General features: G+C 72.0%; 14 protein-coding genes. 4 read left to right on the forward strand and 10 right to left on the reverse strand.

Going from position 1 to position 15,421, the window contains the following annotated elements; all coding sequences use genetic code 11:
- Positions 1-27: 27 nt before the first annotated feature.
- From ACTYVM_RS00005 to ACTYVM_RS00015, 3 genes are all read right to left on the reverse strand, one after another.
- Positions 28-972, reverse strand: coding sequence for an SPFH domain-containing protein (locus ACTYVM_RS00005; RefSeq protein ID WP_445523885.1), 945 nt, complete (start codon positions 970-972; stop codon positions 28-30).
- 141 nt (positions 973-1,113) lie between these two features.
- Positions 1,114-1,545, reverse strand: a complete 432-nt coding sequence (locus ACTYVM_RS00010; RefSeq protein ID WP_400026533.1) for an NfeD family protein — start codon at positions 1,543-1,545, stop codon at positions 1,114-1,116.
- Positions 1,546-1,596: 51 nt separating this feature from the next.
- On the reverse strand, positions 1,597-2,394 hold the full coding sequence (locus tag ACTYVM_RS00015) for an ABC transporter ATP-binding protein (RefSeq protein ID WP_400026531.1): 798 nt from the start codon (positions 2,392-2,394) through the stop codon (positions 1,597-1,599).
- A 152-nt stretch (positions 2,395-2,546) separates the two neighbouring features.
- Here ACTYVM_RS00015 and ACTYVM_RS00020 point away from each other — a divergent pair, with 152 nt between their 5' ends.
- Positions 2,547-3,335 carry an Rv1486c family protein gene (locus ACTYVM_RS00020; protein ID WP_445523886.1) on the forward strand — a complete coding sequence of 263 codons (789 nt, stop codon included), beginning with the start codon at positions 2,547-2,549 and terminating at the stop codon, positions 3,333-3,335.
- 252 nt (positions 3,336-3,587) lie between these two features.
- Here ACTYVM_RS00020 and ACTYVM_RS00025 read toward each other — a convergent pair whose 3' ends face one another.
- Together ACTYVM_RS00025 and ACTYVM_RS00030 are read right to left on the reverse strand one after the other, a co-directional pair.
- A complete protein-coding gene (locus ACTYVM_RS00025; protein ID WP_400026527.1) occupies positions 3,588-4,229 on the reverse strand; it encodes a response regulator in 642 nt (213 codons plus the stop codon).
- The gene (locus tag ACTYVM_RS00030) at positions 4,222-5,367 is read right to left on the reverse strand and encodes a GAF domain-containing sensor histidine kinase (protein WP_445523887.1); all 1,146 of its coding nucleotides are present in this window, start codon (positions 5,365-5,367) and stop codon (positions 4,222-4,224) included. The genes ACTYVM_RS00025 and ACTYVM_RS00030 overlap by 8 nt, the downstream gene beginning before the upstream one ends.
- Positions 5,368-5,828: 461 nt before the next feature.
- Here ACTYVM_RS00030 and ACTYVM_RS00035 point away from each other — a divergent pair, with 461 nt between their 5' ends.
- Entirely contained in the window at positions 5,829-6,548 is a 720-nt protein-coding gene (locus ACTYVM_RS00035; protein WP_445523888.1) for a transglycosylase SLT domain-containing protein, read from the forward strand.
- An 83-nt stretch (positions 6,549-6,631) separates the two neighbouring features.
- On the opposite strand, the gene ACTYVM_RS00040 is transcribed toward ACTYVM_RS00035, so the two are convergent.
- Positions 6,632-9,145 carry an ABC transporter ATP-binding protein/permease gene (locus ACTYVM_RS00040; RefSeq protein ID WP_445523889.1) on the reverse strand — a complete coding sequence of 838 codons (2,514 nt, stop codon included), beginning with the start codon at positions 9,143-9,145 and terminating at the stop codon, positions 6,632-6,634.
- A 241-nt stretch (positions 9,146-9,386) separates the two neighbouring features.
- On the opposite strand from ACTYVM_RS00040, the gene ACTYVM_RS00045 reads away from it, so the two are divergent.
- Positions 9,387-11,405 (forward strand): streptophobe family protein, encoded by a 2,019-nt coding sequence (locus ACTYVM_RS00045; RefSeq protein WP_445523890.1) that lies wholly within the window; start codon positions 9,387-9,389, stop codon positions 11,403-11,405.
- A gap of 108 nt (positions 11,406-11,513) precedes the next feature.
- Positions 11,514-12,722, forward strand: a complete 1,209-nt coding sequence (gene serB, locus ACTYVM_RS00050; protein WP_445523891.1) for a phosphoserine phosphatase SerB — start codon at positions 11,514-11,516, stop codon at positions 12,720-12,722.
- Positions 12,723-12,759: 37 nt separating this feature from the next.
- Here serB and ACTYVM_RS00055 read toward each other — a convergent pair whose 3' ends face one another.
- The 4 genes from ACTYVM_RS00055 to ACTYVM_RS00070 form a co-directional block, all read right to left on the reverse strand.
- Positions 12,760-13,278 (reverse strand): SixA phosphatase family protein, encoded by a 519-nt coding sequence (locus ACTYVM_RS00055; protein ID WP_445523892.1) that lies wholly within the window; start codon positions 13,276-13,278, stop codon positions 12,760-12,762.
- Positions 13,279-13,399: 121 nt separating this feature from the next.
- Positions 13,400-13,609, reverse strand: coding sequence for a hypothetical protein (locus ACTYVM_RS00060; protein ID WP_400026514.1), 210 nt, complete (start codon positions 13,607-13,609; stop codon positions 13,400-13,402).
- A gap of 212 nt (positions 13,610-13,821) precedes the next feature.
- Entirely contained in the window at positions 13,822-13,941 is a 120-nt protein-coding gene (locus ACTYVM_RS00065; protein ID WP_400026512.1) for an SGM_5486 family transporter-associated protein, read from the reverse strand.
- 49 nt (positions 13,942-13,990) lie between these two features.
- The gene (locus ACTYVM_RS00070) at positions 13,991-15,343 is read right to left on the reverse strand and encodes a CynX/NimT family MFS transporter (protein WP_445523893.1); all 1,353 of its coding nucleotides are present in this window, start codon (positions 15,341-15,343) and stop codon (positions 13,991-13,993) included.
- Between the last annotated feature and the right edge of the window lie 78 nt (positions 15,344-15,421).

Here is a 15,421-nt window from a genome sequence, read left to right on the forward strand (position 1 = left end):
CCCCCACTGCCATGGCGGACTGGCGGGTCAGTCGATGGACGGCTTCTCGCGGCGCTCGGTGGCCGCGGGGGCGTTGCCGCCGCCCGGGGCGCCGCCGATGGAGCCGAAGCCGCCGATGGCTCCGGACAGGCCCTTGAGGGCGTCGCCGATCTCGCTGGGCACGATCCAGAGCTTGTTGGCGTCGCCCTCGGCGATCTTCGGGAGCATCTGGAGGTACTGGTAGGAGAGCAGCTTCTGGTCCGGGTCTCCGGCGTGGATGGACTCGAAGACCGTACGGATGGCCTGGGCCTCGCCCTCGGCGCGCAGGGCGGCGGCCTTGGCCTCACCTTCGGCGCGCAGAATCGCGGACTGCTTCTCACCCTCGGCGCGCAGGATCTCGGACTGCCGGACACCTTCGGCCTGGAGGATCGCGGCGCGCTTGTCACGGTCGGCGCGCATCTGCTTCTCCATCGAGTCCTGGATGGAGGTGGGCGGTTCGATGGCCTTCAGCTCGACGCGGTTGACGCGGATGCCCCACTTGCCGGTGGCCTCGTCGAGGACGCCGCGCAGGGCCGCGTTGATCTCCTCACGGGAGGTCAGGGTGCGCTCCAGGTCCATGCCACCGATGATGTTGCGCAGGGTGGTGACCGTGAGCTGCTCGATGGCCTGGATGTAGCTGGCGACCTCGTAGGTGGCGGCGCGGGCGTCGGTCACCTGGTAGTAGATGACCGTGTCGATGTTCACGACCAGGTTGTCCTGGGTGATCACCGGCTGCGGTGGGAACGGGACGACCTGTTCGCGCAGGTCGATGCGGTTGCGGATGGTGTCGATGAACGGGACGACGATGTTGAGGCCCGCGTTCAGTGTCCGTGTGTAGCGGCCGAAGCGCTCGACGATGGCGGCGCTCGCCTGTGGGATGACCTGGATCGTCTTGATCAGGGCGATGAAGACCAACACCACCAGAATGATCAGGACGATGATGACCGGTGCCATCGTTGCTGCCCGTACCCTTCTCCGCCTCGGCTCTTTCGGAAGATCTTACGGTTGTCGAAGATCTTGCTGGTCGAGTCTGACAGACCGTTGCCCAACTCGTGGCCGGTTCCGTCCACTTGCGTAGTTGTCTTTGGTGCGAGGTCACATGACGACGGCGGTGGCGCCCTCGATGTCCACGACGTCGACCTGTTCGCCGGCTTCGTAGACGTGGTCCGTGTCGAGCGCGCGGGCCGACCAGATCTCCCCGGCGAGCTTGATACGGCCGCCGGCGCCGTCGACGCGTTCCAGCACGACGGCCTGCTTGCCCTTCAACGCGTCCACTCCTGTGGCCAGTTCGGGACGCTGCTTGCCGTGCCGGGCCGCGATGGGCCGGACGACGGCGATGAGGGCGACCGAGACGACGACGAAGGTGAGCACCTGGACGACGACACCGAAGCCGAAGCCCGCGACCACCGCGGCGACCACCGCGCCCACCGCGAACATGCCGAACTCCGGCATCGCGGTCACCACGAGCGGGATTCCGAGCGCCGCCGCGCCGACCAGCCACCACACCCATGCGTCGATGTTGTTCACATGGTCATGTTAGGCCGCGGACGGTGACGGCGGACAGGGTGCGGGACGGGTTCAGGACAGCGGCAGTCCCTTGGCGGTCCAGCGGTCACCGGCCTGTTCGACGACAAGCGGGAGGCCGAAGCACAAGGAGAGGTTGCGGGAGGTGAGTTCGAGCTCCAGCGGGCCGGCGGCGAGGACCTTGCCCTGGCGGATCATCAGAACGTGGGTGAAGCCGGGGGCGATCTCCTCGACATGGTGGGTGACCATGATCATCGAGGGGGCGATCGGGTCCCGGGCGAGCCGGCCGAGGCGGCGGACCAGGTCCTCGCGGCCGCCGAGGTCGAGGCCGGCGGCGGGCTCGTCGAGCAGGAGCAGCTCGGGGTCGGTCATCAGGGCGCGGGCGATCAGGGTGCGCTTGCGCTCGCCCTCGGAGAGGGTGCCGAACTTGCGGTCCAGGTATTCGCTCATGCCGAGGCGGTCGAGGAAGGCGCGGGCGCGCTGCTCGTCGATGTCCTCGTACTCCTCCTGCCAGGCGGCGGTCATGCCGTAGGCGGCGGTCAGCACGGTCTGGAGCACGGTCTGGCTCTTGGGGAGCTTCTCGGCCAGGGCGATGCCGGCCACGCCGACGCGGGGGCGCAGCTCGAAGACGTCGGTGCCGGGCCTGCCGAGGGTCTCGCCGAGGACGGTGGCGGTGCCGCTGCTCGGGAAGAGGTAGGTGGAGGCGACGTTGAGCAGGGTGGTCTTGCCGGCGCCGTTGGGGCCGAGGATGACCCAGCGCTCACCCTCCTTGACCGACCAGGAGACCTGGTCCACGAGAGCCCGGCCCTCACGGACCACGGATACGTCCTGAAGCTCCAGAACATCGCTCATGAGCGCGTTGTCTCCCCTTGCAGTGTGCCGCCGGTCTCGGCTGTCGCGTACGCCTGTGGCTGGGTCCGCCGCGCCGGTGGGCGCAGCCCTCACCGAATCTACGCCACGAGCCGGGCGGCCCGTTCCATCGGTCCGGTCCTTAGGGTGGGAGCATGCTCTCGGAACCGCGCTCTGGACGCCTCGCCGCTTGGGGAAACTCCCTCTTGTCCGGACTTGTCTCGCCGGACGACGCCGTGCTCGCCATCGTCGGGGACGACGCGGTCCACCGGGTGGTGGGGCTGCCCGGGGAGCCGGGGCCGGTGGGGCTCACGCTGGCGCTGGGGCGGCTGCGCGGGATCGGGGTGGGCACGCTGCTGGTGGCGCTGCCCGCGCCGGGGCATCCGCTGGGGCTGAGCGGGCCGCCGGAGTTCAACGCGCGGGCGCTGGAGGCCGGGGAGGCGGTGCTCTGTCACGGGGCCGCCTTCGGGCTGGTGCCCGAGGTGCACGAGGCGGGACCCCAGGGCGATGTGCACGCGGAGGTGCTGTGGCACGTGCTGCCCGTGCGAGAGGCGCCGCCGGCCGACGTGCCGTCGCTGGGCGAGGCCGAGCGGGAGCTGGCGGAGGCGCTGCGGGAGGCGACCTCGGTGCTGTCGCGGCTGGACGTGGCCGGTTCGGGGCCGGTGGCCGAGGCGGCGATCGACGTGTACCGGGCGCGGGCCGAGCGGGGCCCGGAGGTGCTGGCGCCGGGGTATCCGGCGCGGGCGGTGCGGGTGCTGGAGCTGGCGCGGCGGGTGGGGTTGCTGATCTCGCTGGCGTACGAGAACGGCCACGGGGGCGCGGTGAGCGCGTCCGAGATGGCGGCGCGGGGGGCCGCGCTGCGGCCGGTGGAGCGGACGGCTCGGCGGGCGCAGGTCGCGGCGTACAACTCGGTGCTGGAGGAGCGGGAGAAGGGGGCGCGGTGACGGGCGGCGTGAGAGGCGTCGGGCTGCCCGCGGAGCGACCGGCGGCCTCCCGGGGGGAGCCGGGAGGCCTCCGGTCGCGGCACGCACTGGAGAACGGGCGGCCCGCACGGAGGTTGCGCCGTCCGGGGGACATTCCCACGACGGTATGAACCTCAGTCCGGAGTGGGACCCTCCGGGCTGCTCTCCGGGCCGCCCTCCGCACTGCCCCCGACGAGCCCGGGCGAGCGCGGACCCGAGCCCGGGCAGGTCCGGTCAGCCGCTCAGGCCGTGGCGTACCGCCCACAGCGCGGCCTGGGTGCGGTCCGCCAGGTCGAGCTTCATCAGGATGTTCGACACATGGGTCTTGACGGTCTTCTCGGAGAGCACCAGGGCCCGGGCGATCTCGCGGTTCGAGCGGCCGTCCGCTATCAGGCCGAGCACCTCACGCTCCCGCTCCGTCAGCGACGTTCCCCGGCCCTGGCCCGAGCTGCTCTCCTCCTGGGACAGCAGGGCGCCCGCGACCTCCGGCTGGAGGAGGATGTGCCCGGCGTGCACCGAGCGGATGGCGCCGGCGAGCGCGTCGGGGTCCACGTCCTTGTAGACGTATCCGGCGGCGCCCGCCCGCAGGGCCGGGACCACCGTGCGCTGTTCGGTGAAGCTGGTGACGATCAGCACGCGCGCGGGGTTGTCGAGTTCGCGGAGCCGGCGCAGCGCCTCGACGCCGTCCATGACGGGCATCTTGACGTCCATGAGGACGACGTCGGGCCTCAGTTCCTCGGCGCGGGCGACGCCCTCGGCGCCGTCCGCGGCCTCGCCGACGACCTCGATGTCGTCCTGCACCTCCAGGAAGGTGCGCAGGCCGCGGCGGACCACCTGGTGGTCGTCGACGAGCAGCACCTTGATTGCGTCAGCCACCGGGGACCTCCATCTCGATCGCGGTGCCCTTGCCGGGCGCCGACTCCACCGTCAGCCGTCCGCCGACCCCGCTCGCCCGGTCCCGCATGGAGACCAGGCCGAGGTGGCGGCCCGCGCGGCGCACCGCCTTCGGGTCGAAGCCGGCCCCGTCGTCGGTGATCCGCAGGACGGCACCGCAGCCGCGGCGGTCCAGGGCGACGTCGACGTGGTCCGCCCACGCGTGGCGCAGCGCGTTGTGCAGGGCTTCCTGGGCGACGCGCAGCATGGCCTCCTCCTGCGCGGCCGGCAGGGCGCGGATGCCGCGGGTGGTGAAGGTGACGCGCGCGCTGTGGGCGCGGTCGAGGACCTGGATCTGGTTGCGGAGGGTGGCGACCAGGCCGTCCTCGTCGAGGGCGGCGGGGCGCAGCTCCACGACGGCGGCGCGCAGTTCGTCGACGGCCTCGGCGGCGAGCGCGGCCACCTGCTGCAGCTCGCCCTTCGCGCGTGCCGGGTCGCGGTCGACGAGGGCGGTGGCGGCCTGGGCGGTCAGGCGCAGGGAGAACAGTTTCTGGCTGACCGCGTCGTGCAGCTCGTGGGCGAGGCGCGAGCGCTCCTCGGCGATGGTCAGCTCGCGGCTGCGTTCGTAGAGGCGGGCGTTGGTGAGGGCGATCGCGGCGTGCTGGGCGAGGATGGCGAGCAGTTCCTCGTCCTCCTCGGTGAAGCCGCAGCCGCCCTGGGGCCTCTCGCAGTTCTTGTTCGCCAGGAACAGTGCGCCGATGACCTCGTCGCCGTCGCGGATCGGCAGGCCGATGAAGTCGGACATCTCCGGGTGGGCGGCGGGCCAGCCCTCGAAGCGCGGGTCCTCGCGCAGGTCCGCGAGGCGCTCGGCCCGGGCCTCGTGCAGCATCGCGGCGAGGATGCCGTGCTGGCGCGGGAGCGGGCCGATGGCCCGCCACTGCTCCTCGCTGACCCCGTCGACCACGAACTGGGCGAAGCCGCCGTGGTCGTCCGGTACGCCAAGGGCGGCGTACTGCGCGTCGAGCAGTTCGCGGGCCGAGGCGACGATCGTCTTCAGGACGTCGCGCACCTCGAGGTGCCTGCTCATGGCCAGCAGCGCGGAACTCACCGCGGCGAGGCCGGACCTGGGGCCTTGACTCATGTCCTCACGGTACCGGCGGGGGGTGGCGGACCGGATCGGCCCTGTGACGGCCGCGCCCCGGTCGCTGGACCTAGGTCCGGCGGCCCGGTCGGGGGCGGCGACGCTCACCGCTCCGGCCGGACGACCCACTCACCCAGAGCGTTGCAGCGGCAACCAAGGGTGAGAAAGCCCCTCTCCCGATGTGAGGGCCCCCATAGGGCACAGGTCACGTACGAACGGACATAGGAGACACAGGGGCCCACTTCGAACGGGAAAGACGATCCAATCTGTCCCGTTTTGTCCGTTCCGCTCCACTATCCGGCTTCGTACGTCACACCTTTGCCAGCGGATTTTGCGGCAGCTAAGAATTGCTCTCGTCGCTCAACGCCGCGGGTTTTCCGATCGCGGCGTTTGTGTGGGACGGACCCCCTCCCGCAGTCCGGAGAGCGACCTCCGAGCTACTCGAAGAGGTCTATTTCGCCATGCCCGCAAACTTCCGTCGTCACAGTCGCGCCCTGGCCCAGCCCCGCAGGATCGCCGTCGCCGGCGTCTCCGTCCTCGGTGCGGCCGCCGTGGCCTTCTCGGCCGCGCCCAGCCATGCCGAGCCGACGAGCAGCGTCGCAGCCGCCCCGGTGCAGCTCGGCGCCCAGCCGATCAAGGGCGTCAAGGCCAGCGTCACCGACCAGCTCGCAGGCGACAGCGTGAAGGTCCAGGCCATCGCGGCCAAGCGGCAGGCCGTCGTGAAGCAGCAGGCCGTGACCGCCGCCCTGCACAAGGCCAAGGCGGCCCAGCGGGCCAAGGCCGCCCACGCGGCCAAGCAGGCCGCGAACCGGTCCGCCCACCGCCCGCACATGCAGATGGTCGCCGCGCACACCAGCTACGGCAACAACCTGGACGGCTGGATCCGGCAGGCGCTCGCCGTCATGAAGCAGCACAACATCCCCGGTTCCTACAGCGGCCTGCACCGCAACATCATGCGGGAGTCCTCGGGCAACCCGAACGCCATCAACAACTGGGACATCAACGCCCGCAACGGCATCCCGTCCAAGGGCCTGCTCCAGGTCATCCCCCCGACCTTCAACGCGTACCACGTGCCCGGCACGTCCCAGAACATCTACGACCCGGTCGCCAACATCACCGCCGCCGCCAACTACGCGGCGCACCGGTACGGTTCCATCGACCACGTCAACAGCGCGTACTGAGGCCGGCGCGGCCCCTGTGACCAGCATGCCGAAGGGCGGCACCCCACTGCGGGGTGCCGCCCTTCGGCCGTGGCGCGGCGCGGTTACTTGCGCATGACCTCCGGCTCGTGGCGGCGCAGGAAGCGCGCCACCAGGAAGCCGCACACGACACCGAGCGCGATCAGCGCGACCATGTCGAGGCCCCAGGCGGAGGCCGTGTGGTCCCACAGCGGGTCGGTGCTGGTCGGGTCGTCGGTGTTCGGGGCGATGTTGTTGAAGTCCAGCGTGGTACCGGCGGCGGCCACCGCCCAGCGCGACGGCATCAGGTACGAGAACTCGTTGACGCCGATGGTGCCGTTCAGCGTGAACAGGCAGCCGGTGAACACGACCTGGACGATGGCGAACATCACCAGCAGCGGCATGGTCTTCTCGGCGGTCTTCACCAGCGAGGAGATGACCAGGCCGAACATCATCGAGGCGAAGCCGAGCGCCATGATCGGCAGGCACAGCTCGAACAGCGTCGCGCTGCCCAGGATCAGGCCCTGGTCGGGGATCTCACGGCTGGAGAAGCCGATCAGGCCGACCATCAGGCCCTGCAGCATGGTGACCACGCCGAGCACGACGACCTTGGACATCAGGTACGCCGAACGGGACAGGCCGGTGGCGCGTTCCCGCTCGTAGATGACCCGTTCCTTGATCAGCTCGCGGACGGAGTTCGCGGCGCCCGCGAAGCAGGCGCCGACCGCGATGATCAACAGCACCGTGGTCGCCGTGCCGTTCGGGATGTGCAGCCCCGTCCTAGGGTTGACCTGCTCGTTGACCAGCAGACCGCGGTTGTGGTCGATGAGCAGGCTGACCGCGCCGATCACCGCCGGCAGGATCACCGACAGCGCCAGGAAGCCCTTGTCGGAGGCGATCACCGACACGTACCGGCGGATCAGGGTCATCAGCTGCGAGCCCCAGCCCTGCGGCTTGGGCGGCTTGACGGCCTGCGGCAGGGGCGCATGTACGGACTGCGGCTCGACGGCGTCGACGTCCGCGGCGTACATCTGGTAGTGCTGCGAGCCCTTCCAGCGGCCCGCCCAGTCGTAGTCGCGGTAGTTCTCGAAGGCGGAGAACACATCGGCCCAGGTGTCGTAGCCGAAGAAGTTCAGCGCCTCCTCCGGCGGGCCGAAGTAGGCCACGGCGCCGCCCGGCGCCATCACCAGGAGCTTGTCGCACAGGGCCAGTTCGGCCACCGAGTGGGTGACGACGAGGACCGTGCGGCCGTCGTCGGCCAGTCCCCGCAGCAGCTGCATGACGTCGCGGTCCATGCCCGGGTCGAGACCGGAGGTCGGCTCGTCCAGGAAGATCAGCGACGGCTTGGTGAGCAGCTCCAGGGCCACCGAGACGCGCTTGCGCTGGCCGCCCGAGAGGGAGGTGACCTTCTTGTCCTTGTGGACGTCCAGCTTCAGCTCGCGCAGCACCTCGTCTATGCGGGCCTCGCGTTCGGCCGCCGTGGTGTCGGCCGGGAAGCGCAGCTTGGCCGCGTACGTCAGAGCCTTCTTGACGGCCAGCTCCTTGTGCAGGATGTCGTCCTGCGGGACCAGGCCGATGCGCCGGCGCAGCTCGGCGAACTGCTTGTAGAGGTTCCGGTGGTCGTAGAGGACCTCGCCCTGGTTGGCGGGCCGGTAGCCGGTGAGCGCGTTCAGCAGCGTCGACTTGCCGGAACCGGACGGGCCGATGACTCCGACCAGCGACTTCTCCGGGAGGCCGAAGGAGACGTCCCGCAGGATCTGCTTGCCGCCGTCGACCGTCACGGTCAGGTGGCGGGCGGAGAAGGACACCTCACCGGTGTCGACGAACTCCTCCAGCCGGTCGCCGACGATCCGGAACGTCGAGTGGCCGACGCCGACGATGTCGGTCGGGCCGAGCTGCACCGAGCCGCCCTTGGGAACCGGGTGGCCGTTGACGTACGTGCCGTTGTGCGAGCCGAGGTCCCTGATCTCGAAACGGCCGTCGGGCGTGGCGTGGAACTCCGCGTGGTTGCGGGAGACCTGGAGGTCGGAGACGACCAGGTCGTTCTCCAGGGCACGGCCGATGCGCATCACGCGGCCGAGCGAGAACTGGTGGAAGGTCGTCGGGCTGCGGTCGCCGTAGACCGGTGGCGCCCCCGCGCCGCTGCCGGGGCCCTGCTGCTGCGGGATCGACGGCGTCTGCTGCGGCTGCTGCCAGTCGGCCTGCGGGGGCTGCTGCGGTGCCTGCTGCTGCGCCCAGCCGGGGTTCGCGCCCTGGGCCGCGTACGGCTGCTGCTGGGGCTGGGCCTGCGGCGTCGCCGCCGGGGCCGCGGCGCCCAGAAGGTTCAGCACCGGCCCGTCGGTCGCGTTGCCGAGATGGACGGCCGCGCCGGGACCGAGCTCCAGCTGGTGGATCCGCCGGCCCTGCGCGAACGTGCCGTTGGTGCTGCCGTGGTCCTCGATGACCCAACTGCTGCCGTTGAAGCTGACCGTGGCGTGACGCCAGGAGACCCTGGCGTCGTCGAACACGATGTCCCCCTGCGGATCACGTCCCAGGGTGTAGGACCTGGACGGGTCGAGCGTCCAGGTTCGTCCATTGGTTTCCAGTACGAGTTCCGGCACTCCAAGCCCCACTGAGTTGTCCCCCGAATTGCCCCCGTCGCGGGGAGTCTAGGGATGTCGAACATCGTGGGGAACTATTCCAGGCTCAGCCCGCTGACCGAAAGCCGGGCCTTGTGAAGAGTGTGTACGTCCGCTTCGACTGCTTTTTCGCCGACAGGGTTGAAACCCGGCCGCAGAGTGGTATTTCAGGCGAGGGGACATGCGCGGCGGCCGGGCCGCGCCGCGGATCGGGGGGTCTGCCATGAGCGCTGCCACGGGCGTCGGGACCGCGAGGCGCGGTGCGCGCGTGCCCTGGCTCGACGTGCTGCTGTCGGCGATCGCCTCCGTGAGCTGGGCGTTGGTCGGCATGGCGGGTACGGCCGCGCTCGGGCTGCATCTGCTGCGGGCCGACGCGGCGGGTTCGCTCGGAACGATGACCGCGGCGGTGGTGGCCCTCGGGGCGGGTGGTTCGGTCACACCGTCCGGCGACGTGTCCGCGTTCGGTCTGAAGGGCGCCGAGGCGCACACCGCCCTCCAGATCACGCCATTGGGAGTGAGCCTGGTCGGGGCGCTGCTGCTGTCGTGGGTCTTCCTACGGTCCTTGCGCGCGGCGGGAGTTGTGATCGCCCCGGCCGAACTCCTGGCCCGGGCGGGCGCGGTGGTGGCGCTGTTCGTGGCGGTGCTGGGCGGGCTGGCGTGGGCGGGGCACGACGTCGTCACGATCGACGGGGGCTCGCTCGGGCTCGGCAGGCTGCCGGGCGGCGCGGGATCCGGCGGCGTGAGCATTCCCGGGCTCGGTGATCTGGGGGACATCGGTGGGCTCCTGCCCGACCGCGTCGGCGGGCTCGTCGACGCCAAGGCGGCGGTCGGCTTCACGGTCGACGCGGCGCCGACCCTGCTGGGCGGACTCGGCTGGTCGGCCGGGGTCCTGCTGATCGCGCTCCTCGCCTCGCGCCGCACGCCGCTGCCGCGCGGCTGGGACGCCGTGCACCGGGTGGTGCGGCCGGCCGTGTCGGCGCTCGTCACGGTGCTGGTCGTCGCCGTGGTGGCGGGGCTCGCGGCGGCCGCGTACGCGGCGGTCGGCGACGACCATCCCCGGCGTATCGCGGGTGCGGCACTGCTCGGCGCTCCCAACGGGGTGTGGCTCGGCCTCCCGATCGGCCTCTTCGTCCCCTGGGACGGCAGGGCGACCGGCGGACTGACCGGGCTTCTGCCGGGCCCGCTGGACAGGCTGCTGACCGCGCACTCCGACCAGCCGGTCACGCTGTCCCGGCTGGCCGACCTGGACGGCCGGGTGTGGCTGCTGAGCGTCGCGGCGGCGCTGGCGATGCTGCTGGCGGGGGTGCTGACGGCGGTGCGGACACCGGTACGGATACCCGTGGGGGCACAGGTGGAGGCGGCCCCGCGCCGGGCCGCTCTCGGCTTCGCGGGGCGGTGCGCGCTGCGGCTGGGCATCACCACCGCGCTGGCGCTGCCGCTGCTCGCGTGGCTGGCGGAGGTGTCGGTGGACGCGTCCTTGTCCGTACTCGGCTTCGACGCGTTCGGCGCCGGTGTGGAGCTGCGCGGGCATCTGGGCACGGCGCTGCTGCTCGGCGCCGTGTGGGGGGCCGGCGCGGGCGCCGCCGGCGCCCTGCTGGCGAGCGCGACCGGAGCCGCCGGCCGTCGTGCGGCGCCCTTGGCACGGGGTGGCAGGGCCGTCGTGGCAGGGGACGCCTCAGAGGTTGCGGCCCACGCGCCGGGAAGTCCCTACGCGCCGAAGACGCCGCACCGCCCCCCGAACCCGCACACCAACCCCTACCTGCGCCTGCCGGACGAGCTGCGTAATCCGCAGGACGCCCGCCCTCCGGACGGCCGGGGGAAGTCCGGCGGGGCGGAGCCCACCGAGCCGGGCGGACCCGGCGGTGGGCGGACCCGGCCGGCAGCTTCGGGCGGATCGCGAGACCCACAGCACGCCACTCCGGCAGACGGCCGTCCCTCCGACGGCCGACGGCAGCCCGGCTGGGCGGAGCCCACCGAGCCAGGCAGGGCGGGCGGACCGGGCAGCGGTGGGCGGGGGCGATCGGGGGCTTCGGGGGGCGACGTGTACGAGGCGCCCACGGTGGTCGGTCCTGTGCAGCCCCTTCCTCCCCCGGGACCACTCCCTGGGCCCACTCGTCCCCCTCGTCCCCCTCGGCCGCCGGGAGCGCCGGGAGCGCCGGGAGCGCCGGGAGCGCCGGGCGACGGTACGGCGCCTCCGCCGCCACCGATGCCGCCGACGCCGCCCCGGTCTCCGGAGACGTGAGCCCCGGGCGGTATCGAGGTCGCCATCCGGCGGACACCTGTTGTTCGCTGTCCGTCAGGCGGACCTGAGGGGCAGCGGGCACTGGGTGCCGGATACGGTGGAAACACCATGAGCGCTTCGCAGACCTCTGCCGATCCCACTCTTCTCGTCAAGATCTTCGGGAAGGACAGGCCTGGCATCACGGCCGGCCTCTTCGACACCCTCGCCGCCTACTCCGTCGACGTGGTCGACATCGAGCAGGTCGTCACCCGTGGCCGGATCGTGCTGTGCGCGCTCGTCACCCAGCCGTCCGCCGGTCTTGAGGGCGATCTGCGGGCCACCGTGCACAGCTGGGCCGAGTCGATGAAGATGCAGGCGGAGATCATCTCCGGCCGCGGCGACAACCGGCCGCGCGGCCTCGGCCGCTCGCTGGTCACCGTTCTCGGCCACCCGCTCACCGCCGAGGCGACGGCCCGGATCGCCGCGCGGATCACCCGCGTCGGCGGCAACATCGACCGTATCTTCCGGCTGGCCAAGTACCCGGTGACGGCGGTGGAGTTCGCGGTGTCCGGCGTGGAGACGGAGCCGCTGCGCACCGCGCTGGCGACAGAGGCCGCGGCACTCGGTGTCGATGTCGCGGTAGTCGGGGCGGGCCTGCACCGGCGGGCCCAGCGCCTGGTCGTCATGGACGTGGACTCCACGCTCATCCAGGACGAGGTGATCGAACTGTTCGCCGGCCACGCCGGCTGCGAGGACAAGGTCGCCGAGGTGACGGCGGCGGCGATGCGCGGCGAGCTGGACTTCGAGCAGTCGCTGCACGCGCGCGTGGCCCTGCTGGAGGGGCTGGATGCCTCCGTGGTGGACAAGGTGCGCAGCGAGGTGCGCCTGACGCCGGGCGCGCGCACCCTGATCCGCACGCTCAAGCGGCTCGGTTACCAGGTCGGTGTCGTCTCGGGTGGATTCACCCAGGTCACGGACGATCTGAAGGAGCGGCTCGGGCTGGACTTCGCGCAGGCCAACACCCTGGAGATCGTCGACGGGAAGCTGACCGGCCGGGTCACCGGCGAGATCGTCGACCGGCCGGGCAAGGCGCGGCTGCTGCGCCGGTTCGCCGCCGAGGCGGGCGTTCCGCTGTCGCAGACGGTCGCGATCGGTGACGGCGCGAACGACCTGGACATGCTCAACGCGGCCGGTCTCGGGGTCGCCTTCAACGCCAAGCCGGTGGTGCGGGAGGCGGCGCACACGGCCGTGAACGTGCCGTTCCTCGACACGGTCCTGTACCTGCTCGGGGTCACCCGCGAAGAGGTCGAGGCGGCGGACGCGCACGAGGAGGGCTGAGCGGCCCGCGCCGGCCGCCTCCCGCACCGCCGTCGGGTTACTCCGACGGCGCCCAGTAGTCGAGCAGGGTGGCCACGCCCGGTTCCAGGGCCTTCCAGGAGCCGTCGAAGGACATCACGGCGAACGCGGCGGCCGGGAACCCACGGCGGCTCATCCGCTCGCGGGCGTCCTCCTCGGCCGAGCCGGACAGCACCTCGGCCAGTCCCCGGATGCCCGGGTTGTGGCCGATGAGGACCAGGTTCCGCACATCGTCCGGCGTCTCGTTGAGCACGGTGATCAGCTCGCCGGGCGAGGCGTCGTAGACCCGCTCCTCGTAGACGGTCTTCGGCCGATGCGGCAACTCGTGGACGGCGAGCTTCCAGGTCTCGCGGGTTCGGGTCGCGGTGGAGCACAGGGCCAGGTCGAAGGGGACACCGGTGTCGGCCAGCCTGCGGCCGGCGACTGCGGCGTCCGTGCGGCCCCGCTCGGCGAGTGGTCGTTCGTGGTCGGTCACCTGCGGCCAGTCGGCTTTCGCATGCCGGAAGAGGACAATCCTGCGGGGTTCTGCGACGCTCATGCGTCCCAGCTTCGCATGAAACAGGCCATGGGGCGCAGGGAGTTGACATGCGACTTCTTGGGCGGGGCGGACGGCACGCGGCCGGGTCCGGGGACGGCGTCCCGGCGCCTGCTCGGGGCCGTCAGAGGGCGAGCAGTTCCCGGGCGTGCCGGAGCAGCTGGGTGATCGCGGGGTCGCCGGTGGCCGCCTGCGCGTCCGCCGGGTTGCGGATGAGGAGGAGCAGCACGACGAAGGCCAGCACGGGCAGCGCCAGGGCCCACCACGGCAGCCGGGGGTCGACGCCGGCGCCCGTGGTCGCCGGGCGGGGCCGGGTGTGCGTAGGGGCCGACATGATCGCCTCCGCTGGTCTCCGAGGTCCGCGGACCGCCCTTCGCGGTCACATCTCGAAGCTACGGAACCGGCGCGCCCCGGCCCATCCGGTGATCCACCCACTTCCCCCCTGACCCGCACCCCCTAGGGGATGGGGGGTTAACCCCACCATCGACCCTGAGGACCGGGCTCACGGACGCGCGGGCGTCACGGGACGCACGTGCGGCGCGGGGGTCACGGCGCCGCGAGGGTCGCGACGATGGCGATGATCACGAAGATGGCGAAGAACGCGCCGAGGACGAGCAGCATCTTCCGCTGGCCGTTCTTGGGGTTCGGGTCGAGCACAGGCTGCATGCGCCCCAGTCTCGCACCCTTCGTCCGGAACGCGGCCTCCGGGTCCGCCTCAGCGCGTCGCCTCGTCCTCCACCGTGCGGTTGCGGCCCGCCACGTATCCCACCACCATCTGCGGCACCATCAGGCCGGCCATGAGCGCGATGGGCAGCCCCCAGCCGCCGCTGCTCTGGTACAGCACGCCCACCAGGAGCGGACCCGGGATGGAGATCAGATAGCCGGTGCTCTGGGCGAACGCGGACAGCTGGGCCACGCCCTGACCGGTCCTGGCCCGCATGCCGACCATCGTGAGCGCGAGCGGGAAGGCGCAGTTGGCGATCCCGAGGAGCAGGGCCCAGGCCCAGGAGCCGGCGGCGGGCGCGAGGTAGAGACCGGCGTAGCCGGCCAGGCCGCAGACCCCGAGCACCAGCACGATCGGGCCCTGGTGGGGCAGCCGGGTGGCCAGGCGCGGGATGACGAAGGCCAGCGGCACGCCCATCGCCATCGTCACGGCGAGGAGCAGCCCGGCCTTGCCGGCGGGCACGCCCGCGTCCCGGAAGATCTGGGCCATCCAGCCCATGGTGATGTAGGCGGCGGTCGCCTGGAGCCCGAAGAAGACGGCCAGGGCCCAGGCGGTACGGCTGCGGGCGATGCGCAGCGGCGGCGCCTGCGCCTCCCGCGCGTGGGCCGGCGCCTCGGACGCGGATCCGGTACGGGCCGTCGTCCGCGCGGCGGACCGGGCGCCCCGGTCCCGTACCAGCGGCAGCCACGGCAGCACCGCCACCGCTGCGAGCAGGGCCCACACCGACAGTCCGGACCGCCAGTTGCCCCCGAGCGCCCCGGTCAGCGGCACGGTCACCGCGGCGGCGGCCGAGGTGCCGAGGGCGAGGGCCATCGAGTACAGACCGGTCATGGTGCCGACCCGGTCGGGGAACCAGCGCTTGACGATGACCGGCATCAGGATGTTGCTGACGGCGATGCCCATGAGGGCCAGCGCGCTGGCGGCGAGGAACGCGGCCGTGCTGCCCGCGTAGGGGCGTATCACCAGTCCGGCGGCGATGGCGAGCATGCCCGAGCACACCACCGCGGCCGGTCCGAAGCGGCGGGCCAGCCGGGGGGCCATGACGCCGAAGGCGGCGAAGCAGAGCGGCGGCACGGAGGTGAGCAGTCCGGCCACGCTGCCGCTCATGCCGAGCCCCTGGCGGACCTCCTCCAGGAGCGCGCCGAGGCTGGTGATGGCGGGGCGGAGGTTCAGCGCGGACAGCACGAGGCCGACGACGACCAGGCGCGTGGTCCACACGCGCGCGGCGCCGGACGCCCGCCGGCCATGCGGTTCCGGTTCCGGGACGGACGGGGACCCGGTGGTCACGGCCGGGATGCGTTCGGTGGTCGGGGTCGTCGTTCGGGTCGTTTCCTCGCGTGGCATGAGGACCATCATAGAATGATGGGATGATTGGTTGTCGACGGCTCGGGGGTCCGCCCCCGGGTCCCGTGTCCGAAGGTG

The organism is Streptomyces cyslabdanicus (genome assembly GCF_052663305.1).

What these genes read in the sequence shown, in the direction of transcription:
- ACTYVM_RS00005 (WP_445523885.1), bottom strand. Translation starts at nt 972, where the DNA reads ATGGCACCGGTCATCATCGTCCTGATCATTCTGGTGGTGTTGGTCTTC.
- ACTYVM_RS00015 (WP_400026531.1), bottom strand. Translation starts at nt 2,394, where the DNA reads ATGAGCGATGTTCTGGAGCTTCAGGACGTATCCGTGGTCCGTGAGGGC.
- ACTYVM_RS00020 (WP_445523886.1), top strand. Translation starts at nt 2,547, where the DNA reads ATGCTCTCGGAACCGCGCTCTGGACGCCTCGCCGCTTGGGGAAACTCC.
- ACTYVM_RS00030 (WP_445523887.1), bottom strand. Translation starts at nt 5,367, where the DNA reads ATGAGTCAAGGCCCCAGGTCCGGCCTCGCCGCGGTGAGTTCCGCGCTG.
- ACTYVM_RS00035 (WP_445523888.1), top strand. Translation starts at nt 5,829, where the DNA reads ATGCCCGCAAACTTCCGTCGTCACAGTCGCGCCCTGGCCCAGCCCCGC.
- ACTYVM_RS00045 (WP_445523890.1), top strand. Translation starts at nt 9,387, where the DNA reads ATGAGCGCTGCCACGGGCGTCGGGACCGCGAGGCGCGGTGCGCGCGTG.
- serB (WP_445523891.1), top strand. Translation starts at nt 11,514, where the DNA reads ATGAGCGCTTCGCAGACCTCTGCCGATCCCACTCTTCTCGTCAAGATC.
- ACTYVM_RS00055 (WP_445523892.1), bottom strand. Translation starts at nt 13,278, where the DNA reads ATGAGCGTCGCAGAACCCCGCAGGATTGTCCTCTTCCGGCATGCGAAA.
- ACTYVM_RS00060 (WP_400026514.1), bottom strand. Translation starts at nt 13,609, where the DNA reads ATGTCGGCCCCTACGCACACCCGGCCCCGCCCGGCGACCACGGGCGCC.
- ACTYVM_RS00065 (WP_400026512.1), bottom strand. Translation starts at nt 13,941, where the DNA reads ATGCAGCCTGTGCTCGACCCGAACCCCAAGAACGGCCAGCGGAAGATG.
- ACTYVM_RS00070 (WP_445523893.1), bottom strand. Translation starts at nt 15,343, where the DNA reads ATGCCACGCGAGGAAACGACCCGAACGACGACCCCGACCACCGAACGC.